The organism is Hymenobacter terrestris (assembly GCF_013377905.1).
In the GTDB taxonomy this organism is placed as follows: domain Bacteria; phylum Bacteroidota; class Bacteroidia; order Cytophagales; family Hymenobacteraceae; genus Hymenobacter; species Hymenobacter terrestris.
The window spans coordinates 1-18,751 of record NZ_JABKAV010000019.1 but is presented as its reverse complement, the minus strand read 5'-3'; the positions used below and the strand labels follow the sequence as shown (position 1 = coordinate 18,751).

Sequence of the window (18,751 nt, the reverse complement as noted above, 5' to 3'; positions counted from 1 at the left end):
TCTATGATAATGAAAAAACTGACCCTGTTTCTGTCGTTGCTGGTCCTGCTGGCGGGAGCCTCGCTCATGAGCGGCTGCGAGCAACCCGCAAACCCCTTCCAGATTGACCCTAAGGTGATTGAGGCCCAGAAGAAGGCCGATGACGACACCATTCAGGCCTACCTGACCCGTAACGCCATCACCACCTACCGCCGGCTCGATTCAGGCATCTATCTGGTGCCTCTCACCGATGGTCCGGCAGCCAACCCGCTGATTAAGGCCGGTCAGAAAGTGACCGTTAACTATGTGGGCCGGTTTATCAACGAGCGCAACGAGTCGCAGGTATTTGATGCCTCCAGCACCAACCGCACCGACTGCGGCTGCTTCAGCTTCCGCAATGGAGCTGGCGGGGTGATAAAAGGCTGGGACGAGGCGACGCTCGAAATGCGCCAGGGCGACCGTAAACTGGTCCTCATTCCTTCCTATCTGGGGTACGGGTTCGAAGCATCGGGACCCATTCCAGCCAGAACGCCGCTGCTGTTTGATATGGAAATCCTGAGCGTAGAATAACAACTGAGTGATGCGGCAAGGGCTGATGTGGGCTATTATACTATTATTGGGCGGCTGGCCCCTGGCTGGCCATGCCCAGCGCACCCTCACCACCGCTGCGCCCCTCTCCCCCACCGACAGCCTGGAAACTAGGGCTCTCACTACCTCGTCGGGCCTGCGCTATGCGCTGCGCCAGCCGGGGGCCGGCCCGACGCCAAAAATCGGCAGCCGGGTTAGCGTTCATTACACCGGCTTTCTGGCCGCCGACGGGCATATTTTTGATACCTCGGTGCAGCAGGGCGGCCCGCTGAAGGTGCGGGCGGGCGAGCAAGAGGTTATCAAAGGGTTTGACGAGGCGCTGCTGCTGCTGCCTGCGGGTAGCCGGGCGCGCGTCTGGATACCCGCCCGGCTGGCTTACGGTGCCAAAGGCCTCACGGACCCTGACGACGACGATAAGCGCCGTTACCTCATCCCGCCCAACGCCGACCTGATTTTTGAGCTGGAAGTGCTGAAGGTGAAATAGGAACGGTTATGCTGAGTATGTGGCGCTTAGAGCCACATACTCAGCGTAACCGTTCTATTGATTATTTAAAACAGCTTCGGGAAGTAAAAAACGGTACGACGGTTGTTCTGCTTGGGCGGAATGACCGTTTTTTTCTTGTTCGAAGCGTGTGCTACTTTTGTTCACGTTTCTAAAAGCACTTGTTTGTATGCCTTATTCTGTCCGGATGCGCGTGTTGGGGTCGGTGAGTGCGTTGCTGCTGGCGGCGGCGGGACTGGTATCGTTTCAGGGTAAACCTGTGCCGTACAACCGGCTGAAATCAGGCCTGGAGTACCGCATCTATCGGCTTGAAAAAGGGCGTTACGTGCTTCGCCCCGCTCTGCCTGCTACCGGCGACCCCACCTACGCCGGCCGCGTAGGCCGCATTCTGAGCCTGCACCTGCAGTTCCGAACCGCCAAAGATTCGGTGCTCATGCACTCGCGCCGCCAAAACGAAAGCCAGCCCGTGCGCGTACCGCTCGACACCCTGCGGCCCAGCCAGGGCGGTAGTGTCGAGCAGGCGCTGGCGCTGCTCCAGCCCGGCGACTCGGGCGTGTTCCGCCTCAACCTCGACACGGTGTTCAGCAAGTCGTTCCGGCAGCCCGTGCCCGGTTTCATCCGCCGGGCCGGCCCTACTATGCTGGTATTCGCCAAGGCCGTAAGCGTGCAAACGCCGGCCGAAGTGGAGGCGCAGATGCGGCAGGAGGAAGTTCGCCAGCAGGAAACAGCCCCCACTAAAGCCGCCGAGCAGGCCCGCCGCGACGAAGCGCTTATTTTGGCCTACGCCAAAGAGCGCCAGCTACAGCCCAAAAAAACGCCCCGCGGCGTATACTATGTGGTTACCCGCCCCGGCAGCGGCCCGGTAGCGCAGCCCGGCCAAACGGTTTCGGTGCTGTACCGGGGCCAGCTGCTGAGCGGCCAGGAGTTTGATGCCTCAGCCAACCACGGCAACAAGCCCATCGAGTTTCCGCTGGGCGCCGGCCGTGTTATTCCGGGTTGGGATGAAGGCCTAGCCCAGCTTTCCAAAGGTGCCAAAGCCACCCTGCTCATCCCCTCGGCTCTGGCCTACGGCCCCCGCAGCCCCGGCGAGTCCATCCCCGCCAACAGCGTCCTGCTGTTTGATGTGGAGCTGGTGGACGTGAAGTAGGGATTAGTGGTTAGTGGTTAGTGGTTAGTGGTTAGTGGTTAGTGAAGAAACGTCATTCTGAGCGGAGTCGAAGAATCTCTACCGCTTCGTTGTAGCAATTTCAACGAAGCGGTAGAGATTCTTCGGCTTCGCTCAGAATGACGTTCTGCTTCTCCCCTCTCGTGTCTCCCTTCCCTACAACTCCGCCAGCACTTCCGACAGCACGGCCAGGGAACGGATGTCGCCGAGGCGCTCGACGTGGAGCTGGTAGTAGCGGATGAGTACGCCCAGCAGCTCGCGTCGGACGCGGCCGTTGGGGATGGAGGCTGAAGCCGGGGTGCGAATCAACTCGTCGAGGTACTGGTCGAACTCGCGGCGCAGGGCCGTGGGGCCACGGTTGGTACCGGCCGCAGCGTCGGTGGCAAAGGCTACCTGGGTGGTAATTTCCTCGCCCGTTTCGGCCCCGAAGCCCAGGTAGTGGCTTAGCTGCAGCAGAAACACCAGTGCGAAGTTTTCGAAGCCCGTTTGCTGCCGGTCGAAGGCCAGCACCGAGTCGTGCAGGAACGTGAACATCGGCTCGTTCTCCTCTTCCTCCAGTAGCACCCGGCTCACCACCTCCGACAGCAGCAGAGCAATGCTGCTCTTGCGCACATCGTAGGGCAGCGTGCGGAAAGGCTCGGCACACCGAAACTCCGAGAGGCGCGTGAGGCCGCCGTTGCGCGAGGTGTAGGCCACCAGCTCCAGCAGCGTGAGGGGCTGAAACAAGGCAATCCGGCCGGGCGGCTTGGCTTTGCGCACCCCATTCACCAGGTAGCTCTGCAGGCCCAGCCGCTCGGTGTACACGCGGGCAATAATGCTGGTCTCGCGGTAGCGAATATGGCTAAGCACAATACCGCGGGTTTTGATAAGCATATTTCAGTATTGAGTAGTTGGTATTGAGTAGTGAGTTGACTTCTGGTTGGTTAGTTGATAAGTAAGGTGAAGGAAAATGAGAACAGGCTCCGGCTAGCGCAATGCAACCATAGCCGCTTCTGCTGCTCGTCCGCGGCTTTTCATCTAACTACTTAGTACCCACTACTCAATACTAAAATCTACCGGCTCACCACGGCAATCTTGCTTACGCAGCCGTTTTTGCCGTCGGCGTCGGAGGTGAGCACCAGGTACACGCCCGAGCGTACGCGCTGGCCATTGTAGTCGGCCAGGTTCCAGCTTACGGTGCCGCCGTTGGCGCGGGTCTGGTATACGATTCGGCCCGCCACATCGGTTATTTTAACGCTGGCGTTGTTGGCCAGGCCCGAAATGCCCACTGGGCCGGCGTAATCGGGCCGAATAGGATTTGGAAACACGCTGGCGCAGCTGGGCTTGCCTTCGGTAATGGTGGCGTCGCCGCGGTAGCTGACCACGCCCGCGTCCGTCACGGCGAATACTTCGCCGGTTTTGTCGTTCACGGCCACATCCACGATGTTGTTGGAAGGCAAGGGGCTGTTCTCGGTGGTGAAATGCAGCAGCACCTCGTTGGCATCGGCCGTAAACAGCCAGAGGCCGCTTTCGGTGGCAAACCATTTGCGGTTGGCTCCATCAATGGCAATGCCGTTTATCTTCTGGTTGTCCAACGTCGCAAAGCCCACCTCACCTTCCCCACCTTTATCCACATAAGGCAGTTGAAAACCGATGGTTTGCTGGGGGTCGAAGGCGCCGCCGGGGTTGGGAAAGAAGGCCGGACCCTTGTTGGTACCCACCCAAATGTCGCCCACGCGGTCCTTAACTACGTCGTACACGTCGTTGATGTCGCGCACAGTGCTTTCGCGGCCCACCGCCTGGATATAGTAGCGGGTTTCGCGGGTTTCGGCGTTGTGGGCCACCATGCCCAGGCCGCTGTTCGGGGCCCGGGCCCGCGATACCCAGGCCGCGCCGGCATCGTCGAGGGCAATGCGGTCGAGGTTTTCGCTGCCCGCGAAGTAATCGATAATGCGCCAGCTGCTGGCCACGGGGTCGAACACGAACAGGCCCGACTGCCCGGCTATCTGGTGACGGTTTACTACCCACACGCGGCCCTCAGCATCAGCCGCAATATCGGTTACGCGGGTAAAGTTAGGGTTGGCTATAGCACTGCGCAGGGGGTTGGGCAGGTTGGTGGTGGGGTTAAAAAGGCGGAACTCGCCCGGTCCCTTCCACTCCAGTAGGCCGTTGCCGTAGCTGCCCACATACAGGGTACCGTCGGGCGTGCGGACTCCCCGGGTCAGGTCCAGGGGGTTGGGGTACTGATTCCGGTCGGGCAGGGTGGCAGGCGTGATGTTGGTCCACTGCCCCTGCTGAAACTCGTAGAAACCCCGAAGGAAGCCGCGCTGTACATACCGGTCGGTGTAGCCGCCCGTGAAGATGTTTACGGTGTTGGTGCGGGCATCGGCCAGCACGCTGAATGCCTGGGCCCCGGCGGGGGCATTGCGCAGGAACTGCTCGGCCTGCTGGCCATCGGGAGCAATACGCAGCAGCCCGTTATCAAAATCGGCCACATAAAAATTCCCGTCGCGGCTGCGCAGGCTGGCCTGTGGGTTGCTCAAAAGCGCCGGCCGCAGCGTGAGACGCCGGACGCCGGTAACCACATCCAGCACCGATACCTGGGCCGGCTCGGTTATCAGCAGGCCAGCCGCCGAAGCCGTCAGCTGCCGGAAGTTTACGCCCACCGGCGAACCAGCCAGCGGCTGCCAGCTTCCGGGGCCGGTGTACACGTAAAGCCGGTCGCCGTTGATGCCAGCCACCACCCGGCCTTGCTGCACGGCCAGCGTGCGGAAGGGGTCGCCGGAACGGGCGGGCAGGTCGGTGGTCCAGGTGCGAAAGTCGAGCGGGTTGCCGGCCAGGCTGGTGCGCATCAGCCCGTTAGAGGTGGCGGCGAAGAGCGTACCGTTGGCCACGGCCGTAGCGTATACCTGCACCACCGTGCCGCCAGGCCCGATATTGGTGTAGGAATCCCGGATTTCGCGCTTATCCAGATCGAGGACTACTATGCCGAAACTGGCCGACAGATAGGCCCGCCGCCCGGTAATCTGGACCTGATACACGGTTTTGCCGCCGTTGATGTCTTTGCGGAAAATGTCGTTGAGGTTGCTGATTTTCCCGTCCTGCAGGCGTAGCAGGTCGAGGTTGGCGTTCTGGTACACCACCAGCAGCTGCTGGCCCACCGAGTCGTAGGCCAACGTGCTCACGCCCACGTCGCTCAGGCCGTCGCGCCGCGAGAGCAGGCGGGTGGTGCCCAGCTTCTTGTCGAGGTAGAAGAACGCATCCTGAGCGGCTACATACACCCGGTCGTCGGCCTCGGCCAGCGCCAGGGCGCGGTTGTTGGGCAGGTGCAGCTGCCACTCGCCGTAGCCAGCCGCCGCCGACTGGGCCCGGGCAGGGCCGGCCGGCAGGAAAGCCAGCAGCAGAAAAAGCGACAGCAGCGCAGCGCGCAGGCGTAAGAATAGACTCATGTAGCGGGCGGTAAAAACGAGGCGAACAGACGCAAGTTAACGCCCCAGGCCGGGCTTTAGTGCCGGGCCTTATTTCGCCTTTTGTCGCAGCCCTTCCTGAAAGCAGACGCGGCAGCGGGCCTCGTAGGCATCGGTTTCACCGAGCAGAATTTTGTCTTCGGCAGCCGTTACCCGGAACGAGTAGGAGGCCAGCTCGCCGCAGCGCACGCAGATGGCGTGTACTTTGGTTACGAACTCGGCCACGGCCATCAGGGCGGGCATGGGGCCGAAGGGCTGACCCTGGAAATCCATATCGAGGCCGGCCACAATTACGCGGGTACCGCCGTTGGCCAGCTGCACGCAAACCTCCACCAACGATTCGTCGAAAAACTGAGCCTCATCGATGCCCACCACGTCGCAGCTGGTAGCCAGCAGCAGGATTTCCTGGGCCACTGGCACGGGCGTACTGCGGATGCTGTTCTGGTTGTGCGACACCACATCTTCGGCGTGGTAGCGGGTGTCGAGGGCGGGCTTAAAGATTTCCACCCGCTGGCGGGCAATTTCGGCCCGTTTCAGCCGCCGGATCAGCTCTTCGGTTTTACCCGAAAACATAGAGCCGCACACAACTTCAATCCAGCCCCGGCGGGCGCTGTTGCTACCAGGACGCGTACCAACGCGGGGTTCAATAAACACAGGCGGAGTCAATGGGTGAATGAGGGAATACAAAAGAACGTCATTCAGAGCGAAGCGAATACACCACGTGTGGCAACTGGGTGGCGCGGGGTACGCGGGCGCTTACCTGGCCGGCGGGCAGGCGGGTCTGGCAGCTCAGGCGCTCATCGGGGCGGAGGCGGCCGGCGGCGCGGTAGCGCAGCTCGGGGGCCGTGGGCTCGCTCAGCAGCTCGGCCCCGGCGCACACCCGCAGCCGGCACGTAACGCAACGGCCCCGCCCTCCGCAGGCATGCTGCCAGTCGTGGCCGGCCACCTGGATGGCGGCCAGCAGCGTGGCCCCGGCAGGCACCGGAATGGCCACGCCGGCCAGGTTTTCAACAATCAGAGTGGGCATCTTTCTGTAAATTGCTCGCTGAACCAGGCTCTCAATGAATACCAAATATAGCCACGCACAGCGTGAACAATACGGCCGGCTGCTGGCAGCCCGGCTCTGCGACCAACATTTCGGGGCCCGCCCCACGGCCACGCTCGATGGCCCGGCGGTACTCAGTTTCACCCCTATCCGGCAGGTAAACCTGTTTGTGGTGCAGGAGCTGCTGGGCAAGTGGACCGCCGAAATGGCTCAGTTGCGCAGCGCGTATTTCGACTTCGAGGATGCCGATGTGCGCCAGGCTCTCACCCAGTTCATGAACGTGCTTTCGCGGCGCATCCGCCTCAGCCGGCCCACCTACGAGCCGTTGCTGGCCCAGGCCGTGGCCGACACGCTGGCCGGTGCCCTCAGCCCGACCGATACGCTGGCCACCAAGCTGCTGCCCGCCGAAGCCGGCCCACGCACGCCCGAACAGTTGCGCGAGGGCCTGCGCTACCTCAATACCAACAAGGACCTATTCGAGCGTTTCATCGACGCGCTGCCGGCTGGCCAGGTGCAGCCACGCGACTACCTCATCAGCCGCTTCAGCCAGCACCTGGAAACCAATTCCGGCCAGCTGGAGCCTCTAACGGAACTGGTAGCACAGTTCAACGAGCTGCTGCCACTTACCGAAGAGGAGTTACGCGAAGCATCGGCACCGCCTGACGCAGTGCCGGTTCGGGCGACTCCCGAAGCCGCGCCTGTTCCGTCTCCGGCTCCCGTGTCTGCAGCCGTTTCCGCAGCGCCGGTAGCGCCGGCTCCAATGGCTCCGGAAGCTCCGGTGGCTAAAGCAGCGCCTGTAGCCGAGGCAGAGGCTGTTGTACCGCTGCACGCCAAGCTCAAGGCCGAGCGGGCGGGCTCCCCCTCGCTGAGCGAAACCCTGCGCCCCGAGCGCGCCGCCACACTGGCCGACAAAGCCCCAAACGTCGAGTCGTTGCGCGAGGCTATTTCCATCAATCAGCGGTTCAGCTTTATCAACGAGCTGTTTGGGGGCGAGAACATGCGCTACCACGCCGCCATCCAGCACCTCGACACGCTGCCCGACGCCGATGCGGCCAAGCGCTACGTAACCGACAACCTGGCCGCCGAACAGCAGTGGGTACGCAAGGACGAGCACGTAAACAAGCTGTTGCGCCTGATCGACCGCAAGTTCAGCGCCTGATTTTCCGGAGCCAGCCCCAGCTTCGGGGCTGGCTCCATTCGTTTCTTCACTGCCGCCCCATGTCTCACCCCGCCGCTGCCCCTCTGCGCTGGCCCCACTGGCTGCTGGTGTACCTGCTGGGCCTGGGCCTGGTGGCGGGGCCGGCCTACCCCATGTACCGGCACTACGATTTCTCGCACTCGCTCGATACGCGTAGTTACCTGAGCGTGGCTCGCGGTGAGTTTAAAGGCGTGAGCCTGACGCGGCGCTACCGGCCCCTGGTGCCGGCGCTGGCTGCCGCGGTGGCCTGGCCCATCGAGCAGGTGTACGCCCGCATCTGGCCCGAGCGTCCCGGCTCCGAGTGGCCGTTGCGGCTGGCCTTTTACGTGGTGAACTGCCTGCTGCTGGCTGGCGCGGGGCTGGTGATGTTCCGCACCTGCCAACTCTGCGGAGCCACACCACTAGCGGCCGCGCTGGCCCTGGCGGCCGTTTTCACGAGCCGCTGGACGGTGTACACGGCCGGCCTACCGCTCGTGGATAGCCTGTACCTGTTGGTGTTTGCGCTGGCGTTTTACGCCGTGCGGGCCAACTCGGCCGGGGCAGTAGTGGCCGTACTGCTGCTGGCGCTGCCCGCCAAAGAATCGGGCCTCATGCTGGTGCCGTGGCTGCTGTGGTACGGCCGCCACGCGCTGCGCTGGCCCTGGCAGCTGGCCTGGCTGGTGCTGGGCGGGGCCGCTTGGCTGGCCCTGCGCCTCTGGATTGACCAGCAGGCCGGCACGCCGCCGGAAGCCAGCGTAACCAATGCCCTGGGCCACCTCGAAAACCTGGGTTACTCGCTGCGGCGGCTGTTTTCAGTGAAGGGCGCGGGTGAAATCTTCAGCATCTTTGGCTTCTTCAGCCTCGCGCTGCTGGCCGGTTTGAGCAGCCGTGCGGCCCGTCAGGCTTGGCTGCCCGCCGTGGGCTGGTCCGGAATCGGGCTGCTGGTTATCGTGGCCGCCCACATGCTGCTTTCGGGTGATTTGGGCCGCATGGGCTACCTGGCCGCCCCGGTTTTCGCGGTGGCTTTTTCGTTGATTGTTGGCCGTGATTCGATGTTTGATTGGTTGCGGCCAAATCAGCCAGTACACATCAGTGAGTGAGTCGAGGGCTCACTCAGCCTTCTCAGTATCGCTCCAGATCCTGCTTGCGGGCGGCGTCAATGGCCAGCAGAATAAAGAGCAGCGTGGTGAATGACCACAGCGAGGAGCCGCCGTAGCTGAAGAACGGCAGCGGGATGCCCACCACCGGGGCAAGCCCGATGGTCATGCCGATGTTGATGCAGAAGTGGAAGAAGATGATGCTGGCCACGCAGTAGCCGTAGGTGCGCCCAAACACCGATTTCTGCCGCTCGGCCACGTAGCCGATGCGGCCCAGCAGGCCCATGAACAGGCCAATGGTGACTATCGAGCCCAGCCACCCCCACTCCTCGCCCACGGTGCAGAAAATAAAATCAGTGCTTTGTGCGGGCACGAAATCGAACTTGGTTTGAGTGCCCTGCAAAAAGCCCTTGCCGGCCAGCCCGCCCGAGCCGATGGCAATTTTAGACTGCGTGACGTTCCAGCCCACGCCCAGCGGGTCGGCCGAGGGGTTTATCAGGATTTCGATGCGCTTGCGCTGGTGGTCCTGCAGCACGTTGTTGAAGAAGAAATCTACCCCGAACACCATGCCGACAACCACCGCCCACACGCCCAGGCTCAGCGGAATGTAGTGCCGTAGCGTCCGCCAGTTGGCCGCCAGCGCAATTACCAGCAGCACCGTAAATCCGGCCAGTAGCCACAGCTTAGGCACGAGCAGCGCCAGAATCAGGATAACAGCTCCAGCGGCCAGAATCAGCAGGATAATAGGCGACATGCCCTCGCGGAAATAGGCCAGCAGAAACGCCGCAAACACCAACGCCTGCCCCGTTTCATTGGCCGCGATGATGAGCACCGGCGGCAGCAGCGTGAGGCCGGCCAGCACCAGTTGGTCGCGGAAGCTTTGCTGGCGCAGGTTGATGCTGGCCAGATAGCGCGAGGCCGCCAGGGCCGTGATGAACTTGGCAAACTCGGCGGGCTGCAGGCGCACTGGCCCCAGTTCCAGCCACGAGCGCGAGCCGGCAATGGGCCGGGCAATAAAGGGCGTAATAATTAGCAGCACAATCATCAGCCCATACAGGCCGTAGGCCAGCGTATCGTAGGCCTTGGGGTCGACGACGAGCACCATCACCACGAGCAGTAGAGCCGTTCCAATCCAGATAATCTGCTTGAACCAGTCGTAGCTCATCAGCTGGCCGAAGCTCAACGAGCTGAGCGGATTGGCGGGCGTATCGGGCGAGTAGCTGGCCGCGTACACGTTCAGCCAGCCCACCCCCACCATCAGCAGGTAGAGCAGAACCGTGACCCAGTCGATGCTGCGGTTATAGCGGGCGGGGAGCGAATTCAATTACTGATTGAGAATTAAAAATTGTTTCCTGGTTTGATAGAGCAGTTTCCAACGTCAGAGGAACATCATGCTGGGCCTTCCGAAGCATGACGTTCTGAGTAACTCTCTGGACAACTCTATCAGTATTTTCGGCGCTTGATGAAGCGGTCGGCGGGGCCGGGCAGCCACTCTTCCCAACGATGGCGCCAGGGGGCTATTTTGCCGCGCAGGTGTTTTTCAATAACCAGTGCGGCCAGCGGGGCGGCCGAGCTGCCGCCGAAACCGGCGTTTTCGATGAACACAACGATGGCAATCTGGGGGTCCTGGGCCGGGGCGAAGGCGGCGAAGGTGGCATGGTCGTCGCCGTGGGGGTTTTGCACGGTGCCGGTTTTGCCGGCCACCGAAATACCCACGTCGGCCAGGCTGGCGTTGTTGCCGGTACCGCCGTTGCCATCCACCACGCTCATCATGCCTGGCACGATGGCCTCGAAGTGCTGCGCGTCCACGCCTACCGTGTGCTTCACCTGGTACTCGGGCAGCGGGCCGCCACTGCCGATGCCGCGCACAAAATGGGGCGTGTAGTACCAGCCGCGGTTGGCAATAGTGGCCATCACGTTGGCCATCTGCAGGCCCGTAATGCCAATTTCACCCTGCCCGATGCTCAGCGAGTATACCGTGCGGTACGTCCAGCGGTGGTAGCCGTTGCGCTTGTCGTAAAACTCCGGCGACGGAACCAGGCCTCTTTTCTCGTTGCCCATATCCACGCCCAGCTTCTCGCCCAGCCCGAATTTCATCACCTGCCGCCGCCACTCACCCAGGCCCAAGCGGGCATCCTCGAAGCGGTTGCTGGAGCGGCCGCGCAGCACGGTAGCGCGCATTACCTGGTAGAAATACGGGTTGCAACTCTGCTTGATAGCAATGCCCACGTTGCTGGGGTACTCGTGGCGGTGGGTGCAGCGCACCAGCTTAAAATTGCACGCAAATGGTGTATTGGGCGTCACCACGCCCGCCTGCAGCGCCACCAGCTCATTCACCAGCTTGAAGGTGGAGCCCGGCGGATAGGTGGCCATCAGGGGGCGGTTGAACAGTGGTTGCTCGGGGTTGTTGAGCAGCTCCATATAGCGGTTGCCCATGCCCTTGCCCGACAGCATTTCGGGGTCGAACATTGGGGCCGACACAAAGGCCAGGATTTCGCCGGTTTTGGGGTCGAGGGCCACCACCGAGCCGCGCTTGCCGGCCATCAGCTTTTCGGCATAGCCCTGCAGCTCCGAGTCGAGGCTCAGGTGCAGGTCCTGGCCGGCCACCGACAGCGTGTCGTACTCACCGCCCCGGAAGGCCCCTTTTTCGATGCCGCGCACGTTTACCATGCGGTACTGCACGCCGCGCCGGCCCATCAGCTGCTTTTCGTAGAATGACTCCAGGCCCGTAATACCCAAAAACTCGCCCGGCTGGTACTTGGCATATTGGGGCCGTTCGAGTAGTTTGGGCGTAATCGAGCCCACGTAGCCCAGGGCGTGGGCCATGGTGTGGGTGTTGTACGAGCGGGCCATACGCGCTTTCACGCTGAAGCCGGGAAAGTCGATCAGGTTATCCTGGATAGCGGCCAGCTCCTGGGTATTCAGGTTCTGCACCAGCGGCGAGGCCTTTACGCGGCTGAACTTACGGGCCTGCTGCAGGCCTTCGCGCACCTCTTCCAGCGGCAGCTGCAGCAGCTGGCTGAAACGCAGCGTGTCGAGCTGCTTCACTTCGCGCGGCACCACCATCAGGTCGTACACGGGCGTGTTCTGGACCAGAATCTGGCCCTTACGGTCGTATATCAGGCCCCGGTAGGGGGGCTGCACAATGCGCTGGAGCGTGTTGCGGTCGGCGGCCAGCTTGTAGCTGCTGTCCAGAACCTGGATGTAGAACAGGCGCGTCGCAAAAACCAGCGCGACGGCCAGGAAAATTGCCTGGACGACGTATTTGCGGCCTTCGAGGTATTGCAAGGCAGAAGAATCTGAAAGGAAAGGGTTTCCGCCCCGAGCAGGCGGTCAGAAGACAAAGGTAACCCCGACCGTTGGGAAAAGGTGCGGGCAAGGTGAGATGGAGAGTTGACGCGCGGGAAGACGGGAAAAAGGAACGTCATGCTGAGCAGAGTGCAACGTAGCCGAAGCATCTCTACCGCTTCGTTGTGCAGTCGTCAGTATTAGCACTGCGGTAGAGATGCTTCGCCTTCGCTCAGCATGACACCGTTCTCACTTCTTTCTTTCCCTCCATCAACCCCACGCAGCCTACCTTTTCCCTACCGCTTGCGGCGCTTGGTGGGGAAGAACACCAACTGGATGATGAGCAGCGCCAGGCCCGTGTAGAGCGTGCTGAGCACGATTTTGGCCAGCGTAAGGCCCACAAACCGAAACGAGCCCAGCTCCAGCAGGAAGAAAGCCGCGTGGTGAATGGCCGTGAGTAGCACCAGGTACACCACCATCCACTGCCAGCCCATCTGGTGGATGTTCACCGAATCCTGGGTATCGTAGCCGTCGCGGGGGGTGAGCAGGCGCAGCACCCAGGGCCGCAGGTACATGAGCAGCACGGCGGCGGCGGCGTGCACCCCACCGGTGTCAAACACCATATCGAGCGAGAAACCCACCACAAAACCCAGTACCAGCTGCACCACCAGCGGCGTGGCCAGCGGCAGAAACAGCAGAAAACCCAGGTAAATGAAGCACCAGGCCAGATTGAAGAGCACGAAATCGGTGCCGCTAATCAGCAGCACGTACAGGGCCAGGTAGAACACGCCCCGCACCGCCTGCCACAGAACGCTGAAAATTCCTCCGCTCATGGACGCTTGGTTTCGGGTTTGATGCCGGCGCGTAGCTCCAGCGTGTCGCGCTCGGCCTGAGGTCGGCTGGTCACCAGGTACACGTAGGTGAGGCGCGAAAAATCGGTGGCCAGCCGCACCCGCACCGTCCAGAAGTTCTTGTCCGGCTCCTTCACAAACGAGTCGACGGTGCCCACCAGCACGCCCTCCGGATATACCGCGTTATAGCCCGAGGTCACTACTGTGTCGCCGCGCACCAGCTTGTTCTGGCGCGGAATGTTGTCGAGTAGCACGTGGGTGGGGTCGTCGCCGAGCCAGCGCACCGTGCCAATGGTGCCGTCGCGCTGGATGCGGGCCGAGGTGCGGCTCTGCGAGTGCAGCACCGATGCAATGGTGGCGTAATGTTCCGAAAATACCTTCACCCGGCCCACAATACCTTCGGCCGACACTACGCCCATGCCGTCGCGCACGCCATCGGCGCGGCCTACATTCAGGGTGAGGTAATTATCTACGAGGCGCTGGGTGCTGCTCACTACCCGGGCCGGAATCAGCGGGTAATCGGGGTCGCGGGTGGCCAGGGGGCGCAAGCCCAGCAGCAGCGAATCGGGGCGGCCCAGAATGGCCAGCCGGGCCTGGGTGGTGCTGTCCTGGCGAACGGGCAGCGAATCGGCGGTGCGGCCGCCCAGGTCGGGCGGATAGAACTGCTGGCGGAGCCGGGCGTTTTCGCGCATCAGCTCTTGGTTCACATCGGCCAGCCGGAAATAATCCTGCACTTGGTTGCGCCAGCCCAGCACCTGCCCCACGTAGGTATTGGCCGAGTTGAAAAACGCGGCCCGCTGGTACGTGCTATTGCGCACTAATAAAAACAGGCTCAGCACTTCCAGCACCGCAAATACCAGGAAAGCCCGGTAGCGAAACAGAAAGGCGAACAGGTTATTCATTCGGAGAAGCTGGTAGGTAGAAGCTGGTAGCTAGAAGCGGACAGGCCGTGGTAACGGAAGGTTTAACTGCCTGAAAAAAGAACGTCATTCAGAGCGAAGCGAATAATCTTGCGGGCTGACGTTGGACAAAGGTAGTGCAACGGTGCCACGCAAGATTCTTCGCTTCGCGCTGAATGACGTTCAATTCTAGCTCCTAGCTTCTAAGTAAGAAGCACGCCCCGGAAAGCCTGAATGTCCTTGATGGCCTTGCCGGTACCGCGCACTACGGCGCGCAGCGGGTCTTCGGCAATATGAATGGCCAGCTTGGTTTTCGCGGCTAGGCGCTTGTCGAGGCCGCGCAGCAGGGCACCACCGCCGGTCAGGTGAATGCCGTTTTCGTAGATGTCGGCCGACAGCTCGGGCGGGCTGATCTCGAGGGCCTTGAGCACGGCTTCCTCAATTTTAGCCACCGACTTATCGAGGGCAATGGCGATTTCCGAAGACGTTACCTTGATAACTTTCGGGATGCCCGTCATCAGGTCGCGGCCGCGCACCTCATAATCGGGCGGCGTAACGTCCAGCTCCGTGAGGGCCGCGCCTACCTCAATTTTGATGCGCTCGGCGCTCCGCTCGCCAATCAGCAGGTTGTGCTGGCGGCGCATGTAGTCGAGAATATCCTGGTTGAATACGTCGCCGGCCGTTTTGATGCTCTGGTCGCAGACGATACCCGAAAGGGCAATAACCGCAATTTCGGTGCTGCCGCCCCCGATGTCGATAATCATCGAGCCGATGGGCTGCTCCACATCAATACCGATACCGATGGCGGCGGCCATGGGCTCCTGAATCATCCAGACCTCCTTGGCGCCGGCGTGCTCAGCCGAGTCACGTACGGCCCGCTTTTCCACTTCGGTAATGCCCGACGGGATGCAGATAACCATGCGGTGCGAGGGCTGAAACAGGCGGTTGCGGGTATCAATCATCTTGATAAGCCCCTTGATCATCTCCTCGGCGGCGTGGAAGTCGGCAATTACGCCGTCTTTCAGGGGCCGGATAGTTTTGATGTTGTCGTGGGTCTTTTCGTGCATCTGCTGCGCCTGCCGGCCCACGGCAATTACCTTATTGGTCGTGCGGTCTTTGGCGATGATGCTCGGCTCGTCCACCACGATAACATCGTTGTGAATGATGAGCGTGTTGGCCGTGCCCAGGTCGATGGCAATGTCGCTGGTAAAGAAATTGAAGAAACCCATTGCGTTACGGCAAGTAAATGAGAACGGGGCGCTTGCGCCCGTCAAAAGTGGGGCAAAAGTACGGAAGATTTAAGTGGGCCCATAATGGTACCGTTGTCCGGGCCCGCGCTATTGCCTCTTGGCGCATGTTGCCCAACGGTCGGGGCGGCAGTACGCACTGTGTGCAGAATTCTTTAACACTGGTTCTGCTAACTGCGAATCATATATCTTGCACCCACCTGCCACTAATATAACTTTTTCATGAACACCTCCTTTACCCGGCTGAGTGCGGCCCTTCTCATAAGCGGCTTATGGCTGACGAGTTGCAGCAAAAAGCCCGACGCCTGCTTCACCATTGAGAAAGGGATTCCTAGCTCTAAAGTCAACGACGAGGTAGAGGTAAACGCCGGCTGTGCCTCCGATGCAGACAGTTTTGTTTGGGAATGGGGCGATGGAGCCAGCGACACTGGCATTAAGGCCAAGCACAAGTACAATGTTGCCGGCAACTTCACAATTAAGCTCACGGCTAAGGGCGACGGTAAGTCGGCCAGCACAAGCAAGCCCGTTACCATTGTGCAATAAAGCAGTAAGGTGCTTGTAGCCTTAAAACTTCGCCCCGGGCCATGTTTGTCGCATCACTTCGACAAGCATAGTCCGGGGCGAAGTTTTAAGCCTCGGGCAGATAATTAGTGCTTGAAGTGGCGCACGCCCGTCAGCACCATGGCCATGTCCAACTGGTTGCAGGCGGCAATGCTATCCTGGTCTTTGATGGAGCCGCCGGGCTGCACCACGGCCCGGATGCCAGCCGCGCCGGCAATTTCCACGCAGTCGGGGAAGGGGAAGAAGGCGTCGGAAGCCATAACCGCCCCGTTCAGGTCAAACCCAAACGAGCCGGCCTTCTCGATGGCCTGGCGCAGGGCATCCACCCGCGAGGTCTGGCCTACGCCCGAGGCCAGCAGCTGGCCGGCGCGCGCCAGCACAATGGTGTTGCTCTTGGTGTGCTTGCAGATTTTGAGGGCGAATTCCAGGGCCGCCATTTCGTCGGAAGTCGGGGCCGATTCAGTTACGGTTTTGAATTCAGCCGCGCCTTCCATGGCCTGGTCGAAGTCCTGCTCAATAGTGCCGTTGAGCAAGGTTTTCACCTGCTTTACCGGAAACTGCACGGGCTTCTGGCGTAGCAGAATCCGGTTTTTCTTGCTCTGCAGCAGCGGCAGCGACTCGGCCTCGAACTCGGGCGCAATCAGCACCTCGAAAAACAGCTTGTTCAGCTCCTCGGCCGTTGCCGCATCCACTGGCTTGTTCATGATAATTACGCCGCCGAAAGCCGACACCGGGTCGCAGCTCAGGGCGTTGAGGTAGGCCTGGTGCAGCGTATCGGCCTGGGCCACGCCGCAGGCGTTGGTGTGCTTGAGAATGGCGCAGGCGGCTGGGCCGGCCGCCTCGAATTCGCGCATGAGCAGCACGGCCGCGTCCACATCCACAAGGTTGTTGTAGCTGAGCTGCTTGCCGTGGAGCTGGTCGAACAACGCGCTCAGGTCGCCGTGGAACGTGCCCGCCTGGTGGGGGTTTTCGCCGTAGCGCAGAGGTGTTGCGGTTGCGCTGTCCGGTTTTTCGGTGGAAGCCGGGTTTTTGCTTCCCATGAAATAGCGGCCGATTTCGGTGTCGTAGTGGGCGGTGGTGGCAAAGGCAGCGGCGGCGTACTGCTTGCGGTCCTCCAGGTCGGTGGCGCAGTTCTTTTGGGCCAGCAGCTCGGTTACCTGCGCGTACTGGTCGCGGCTGCTGACCACGAGCACGTCGCGGTAGTTTTTGGCCGCCGCCCGCAGCAGCGAGATGCCGCCGATGTCAATCTTCTCAATCACATCGGCCTCAGCGGCGCCCGAAGCCACAGTTTCCTCGAACGGGTATAGGTCCACCACCACCAGATCGATGGGCGGGATGCCGTGCTGGGCAGCTTCGGCCAGGTCGGAGGCCTCGTGGCGGCGGTGCAGAATGCCACCGAACACGGTGGGGTGCAGCGTTTTCACGCGGCCGCCAAACACGGCCGGAAAGCCGGTCAGAGTTTCCACGGCCGTTACCGCCGCGCCCTGCTCCTCGATAAACTGCTGGGTGCCACCGGTCGAGTAGATCGTTACGCCGTGCTGGCTCAGCAACTCCACGAGCGGGCCGAGACGGTCTTTGTAATACACCGAAATCAGGGCGGAACGAATGGGCTGCGACATGGCGGAAGGGGGCTGAAAGAGTTTGTGAAATGCTCCGCGAAGGTAGGCACCGGCGCGCGGCCGGCTGTTACCGAATTGTTAAGCCGGCCCGGCCACAGCGCCCGCACTACTACAAAGTCAACTCGGGCAGCACACGGCGCGGTGGCAACCGGGCGAGTTCCGTAGCTCAACCGTGGCAGCCGAAGCGGGCTGCTGTGCGTAGAGGATACAGTTGTCATCCGGCCCTGTTTTTTATGCCTGAACTGATTAATCCACCTGCTACTTCTGCCGCTACTTTACCCGCGGCTACTCCAGCGCTGGCCGCTGCCGGGGCGGCAGCCCTCACCCCGCGCCTCTTCGCCCAGGCCGCCCACTCCGACGTTGAGGGCGGCTTCCCGACCAAGGAATTCAACTGGCTCCGCGAGGCCGGGCTGCTGGCTGCCCCGCTGCCCGAGGCACTTGGTGGCAGCGGCCTCAACGAACCTGCCCATACCTACGAGCTGCTCAGCACCCTGCGCCACATTGGGCGGGGCAACCTGGCGGTGGGCCGGGTATATGAGGGCCACGCCAACGCCTTGCAGCTCATAAAGCGTTTCGGCCGGCCGGCGCAGGTGCAGAATTGGGCCGCAGATGCCCGGGCGGGCCACCTGTTTGGCGTCTGGAACACCGAGGCGCACGACGGCGTGAAGCTGGAGCCGCTGTCCGATGGCCGGTACCGGCTCAGCGGCAGCAAAACTTTCGGCTCGGGTGCCGGCCACCTCACCCGCCCGCTGCTTACGGCCGCCCTGCCCGACGGCGGCTGGCAGATGCTGGTACTCCCCGCCGACACCCAGGCACCCGAATACGACGCCCGGTTCTGGCGGCCGCTGGGCATGCGGGCTTCGGCCAGCTTCCGGGTCGATTTTACGGGCTTGGAAGTGGTCCCTGAGCAGCTGCTGGGTGCGCCCGGCGACTATTACCAGCAGCCTTGGTTCAGCGGTGGAGCCATCCGGTTTGCCGCCGTGCAGCTGGGCGGGGCCGAAGCCATATTCGACGAAACCCGCCGCTTTCTGCGTGCCCTTGGTCGAACCGACGACCCCTACCAGCGCCAGCGTCTGGGTCAGCTGAGCATTCTGGTGGCTAGCGGCCAGCACTGGCTGCACGCCGCCGCCGAGCTGGCCGCCCGCCCTGGCCCCGACGCTGAAACTGTGGTAGCCCACGCCAACCTCGTACGCTCGGCCATCGAGGATATTTGCCTGCGGGTGTTGCCGCTGGCCGAGCGATGCGTGGGGGCCCGCGGCCTGCTGCGGCCCGAGCCCTTCGAGCGCC

General features: G+C 61.9%; 17 protein-coding genes. 7 read left to right on the top strand and 10 right to left on the bottom strand.

Features of this window, described 5'->3' with window-relative positions:
• Positions 1-9 precede the first annotated feature (9 nt).
• The 3 genes from HW556_RS08780 to HW556_RS08770 all read left to right on the top strand — a co-directional run bounded on the left by HW556_RS08780 (position 10) and on the right by HW556_RS08770 (position 2,216).
• Entirely contained in the window at positions 10-549 is a 540-nt protein-coding gene (locus HW556_RS08780; protein WP_176899649.1) for an FKBP-type peptidyl-prolyl cis-trans isomerase, read from the top strand.
• A 25-nt stretch (positions 550-574) separates the two neighbouring features.
• The gene (locus HW556_RS08775; RefSeq protein ID WP_176899648.1) at positions 575-1,051 is read left to right on the top strand and encodes an FKBP-type peptidyl-prolyl cis-trans isomerase; all 477 of its coding nucleotides are present in this window, start codon (positions 575-577) and stop codon (positions 1,049-1,051) included.
• 187 nt (positions 1,052-1,238) lie between these two features.
• A complete protein-coding gene (locus HW556_RS08770) occupies positions 1,239-2,216 on the top strand; it encodes an FKBP-type peptidyl-prolyl cis-trans isomerase (RefSeq protein WP_246289576.1) in 978 nt (325 codons plus the stop codon).
• 174 nt (positions 2,217-2,390) lie between these two features.
• Here the strand turns inward: HW556_RS08770 and recO are convergent, their stop codons facing one another.
• The 4 genes from recO to HW556_RS08750 form a co-directional block, all read right to left on the bottom strand.
• Positions 2,391-3,107 (bottom strand): DNA repair protein RecO, encoded by a 717-nt coding sequence (gene recO / locus HW556_RS08765; protein WP_176899647.1) that lies wholly within the window; start codon positions 3,105-3,107, stop codon positions 2,391-2,393.
• Between the two features lie 179 nt (positions 3,108-3,286).
• Positions 3,287-5,662: a type IX secretion system anionic LPS delivery protein PorZ gene (gene porZ, locus HW556_RS08760; protein ID WP_176899646.1), complete on the bottom strand. Its 2,376-nt coding sequence runs from the start codon at positions 5,660-5,662 to the stop codon at positions 3,287-3,289.
• Positions 5,663-5,731: 69 nt separating this feature from the next.
• Complete coding sequence (locus HW556_RS08755) at positions 5,732-6,334, bottom strand: thymidine kinase (RefSeq protein WP_176899645.1); 603 nt, start codon at positions 6,332-6,334, stop codon at positions 5,732-5,734.
• A gap of 40 nt (positions 6,335-6,374) precedes the next feature.
• Positions 6,375-6,707 (bottom strand): 2Fe-2S iron-sulfur cluster-binding protein, encoded by a 333-nt coding sequence (locus HW556_RS08750; RefSeq protein ID WP_176899644.1) that lies wholly within the window; start codon positions 6,705-6,707, stop codon positions 6,375-6,377.
• 34 nt (positions 6,708-6,741) lie between these two features.
• Between HW556_RS08750 and HW556_RS08745 the strand changes: the two genes are divergently transcribed.
• Together HW556_RS08745 and HW556_RS08740 are read left to right on the top strand one after the other, a co-directional pair.
• Positions 6,742-7,884, top strand: a complete 1,143-nt coding sequence (locus tag HW556_RS08745; RefSeq protein ID WP_176899643.1) for a hypothetical protein — start codon at positions 6,742-6,744, stop codon at positions 7,882-7,884.
• A 59-nt stretch (positions 7,885-7,943) separates the two neighbouring features.
• Positions 7,944-9,002: a hypothetical protein gene (locus tag HW556_RS08740; protein ID WP_176899642.1), complete on the top strand. Its 1,059-nt coding sequence runs from the start codon at positions 7,944-7,946 to the stop codon at positions 9,000-9,002.
• Between the two features lie 22 nt (positions 9,003-9,024).
• On the opposite strand, the gene rodA is transcribed toward HW556_RS08740, so the two are convergent.
• The 5 genes from rodA to HW556_RS08715 all read right to left on the bottom strand — a co-directional run bounded on the left by rodA (position 9,025) and on the right by HW556_RS08715 (position 15,266).
• The gene (gene rodA / locus HW556_RS08735; protein ID WP_176899641.1) at positions 9,025-10,323 is read right to left on the bottom strand and encodes a rod shape-determining protein RodA; all 1,299 of its coding nucleotides are present in this window, start codon (positions 10,321-10,323) and stop codon (positions 9,025-9,027) included.
• Positions 10,324-10,442: 119 nt separating this feature from the next.
• The gene (mrdA, locus tag HW556_RS08730; RefSeq protein ID WP_176899640.1) at positions 10,443-12,287 is read right to left on the bottom strand and encodes a penicillin-binding protein 2; all 1,845 of its coding nucleotides are present in this window, start codon (positions 12,285-12,287) and stop codon (positions 10,443-10,445) included.
• Between the two features lie 296 nt (positions 12,288-12,583).
• Positions 12,584-13,120, bottom strand: a complete 537-nt coding sequence (locus tag HW556_RS08725; RefSeq protein WP_218136888.1) for a hypothetical protein — start codon at positions 13,118-13,120, stop codon at positions 12,584-12,586.
• Entirely contained in the window at positions 13,117-14,040 is a 924-nt protein-coding gene (gene mreC / locus HW556_RS08720) for a rod shape-determining protein MreC (RefSeq protein WP_176899639.1), read from the bottom strand. Before mreC ends, HW556_RS08725 begins: the two co-directional genes overlap by 4 nt.
• 200 nt (positions 14,041-14,240) lie before the next feature.
• A complete protein-coding gene (locus HW556_RS08715) occupies positions 14,241-15,266 on the bottom strand; it encodes a rod shape-determining protein (protein WP_176899638.1) in 1,026 nt (341 codons plus the stop codon).
• 240 nt (positions 15,267-15,506) lie between these two features.
• On the opposite strand from HW556_RS08715, the gene HW556_RS08710 reads away from it, so the two are divergent.
• Positions 15,507-15,827, top strand: coding sequence for a PKD domain-containing protein (locus tag HW556_RS08710; protein ID WP_176899637.1), 321 nt, complete (start codon positions 15,507-15,509; stop codon positions 15,825-15,827).
• 104 nt (positions 15,828-15,931) lie between these two features.
• On the opposite strand, the gene purH is transcribed toward HW556_RS08710, so the two are convergent.
• On the bottom strand, positions 15,932-17,464 hold the full coding sequence (gene purH, locus HW556_RS08705) for a bifunctional phosphoribosylaminoimidazolecarboxamide formyltransferase/IMP cyclohydrolase (RefSeq protein ID WP_176899636.1): 1,533 nt from the start codon (positions 17,462-17,464) through the stop codon (positions 15,932-15,934).
• 233 nt (positions 17,465-17,697) lie between these two features.
• On the opposite strand from purH, the gene HW556_RS08700 reads away from it, so the two are divergent.
• A partial coding sequence (locus HW556_RS08700) for an acyl-CoA dehydrogenase family protein (protein ID WP_246289575.1) occupies positions 17,698-18,751 on the top strand: 1,054 nt, incomplete at its 3' end.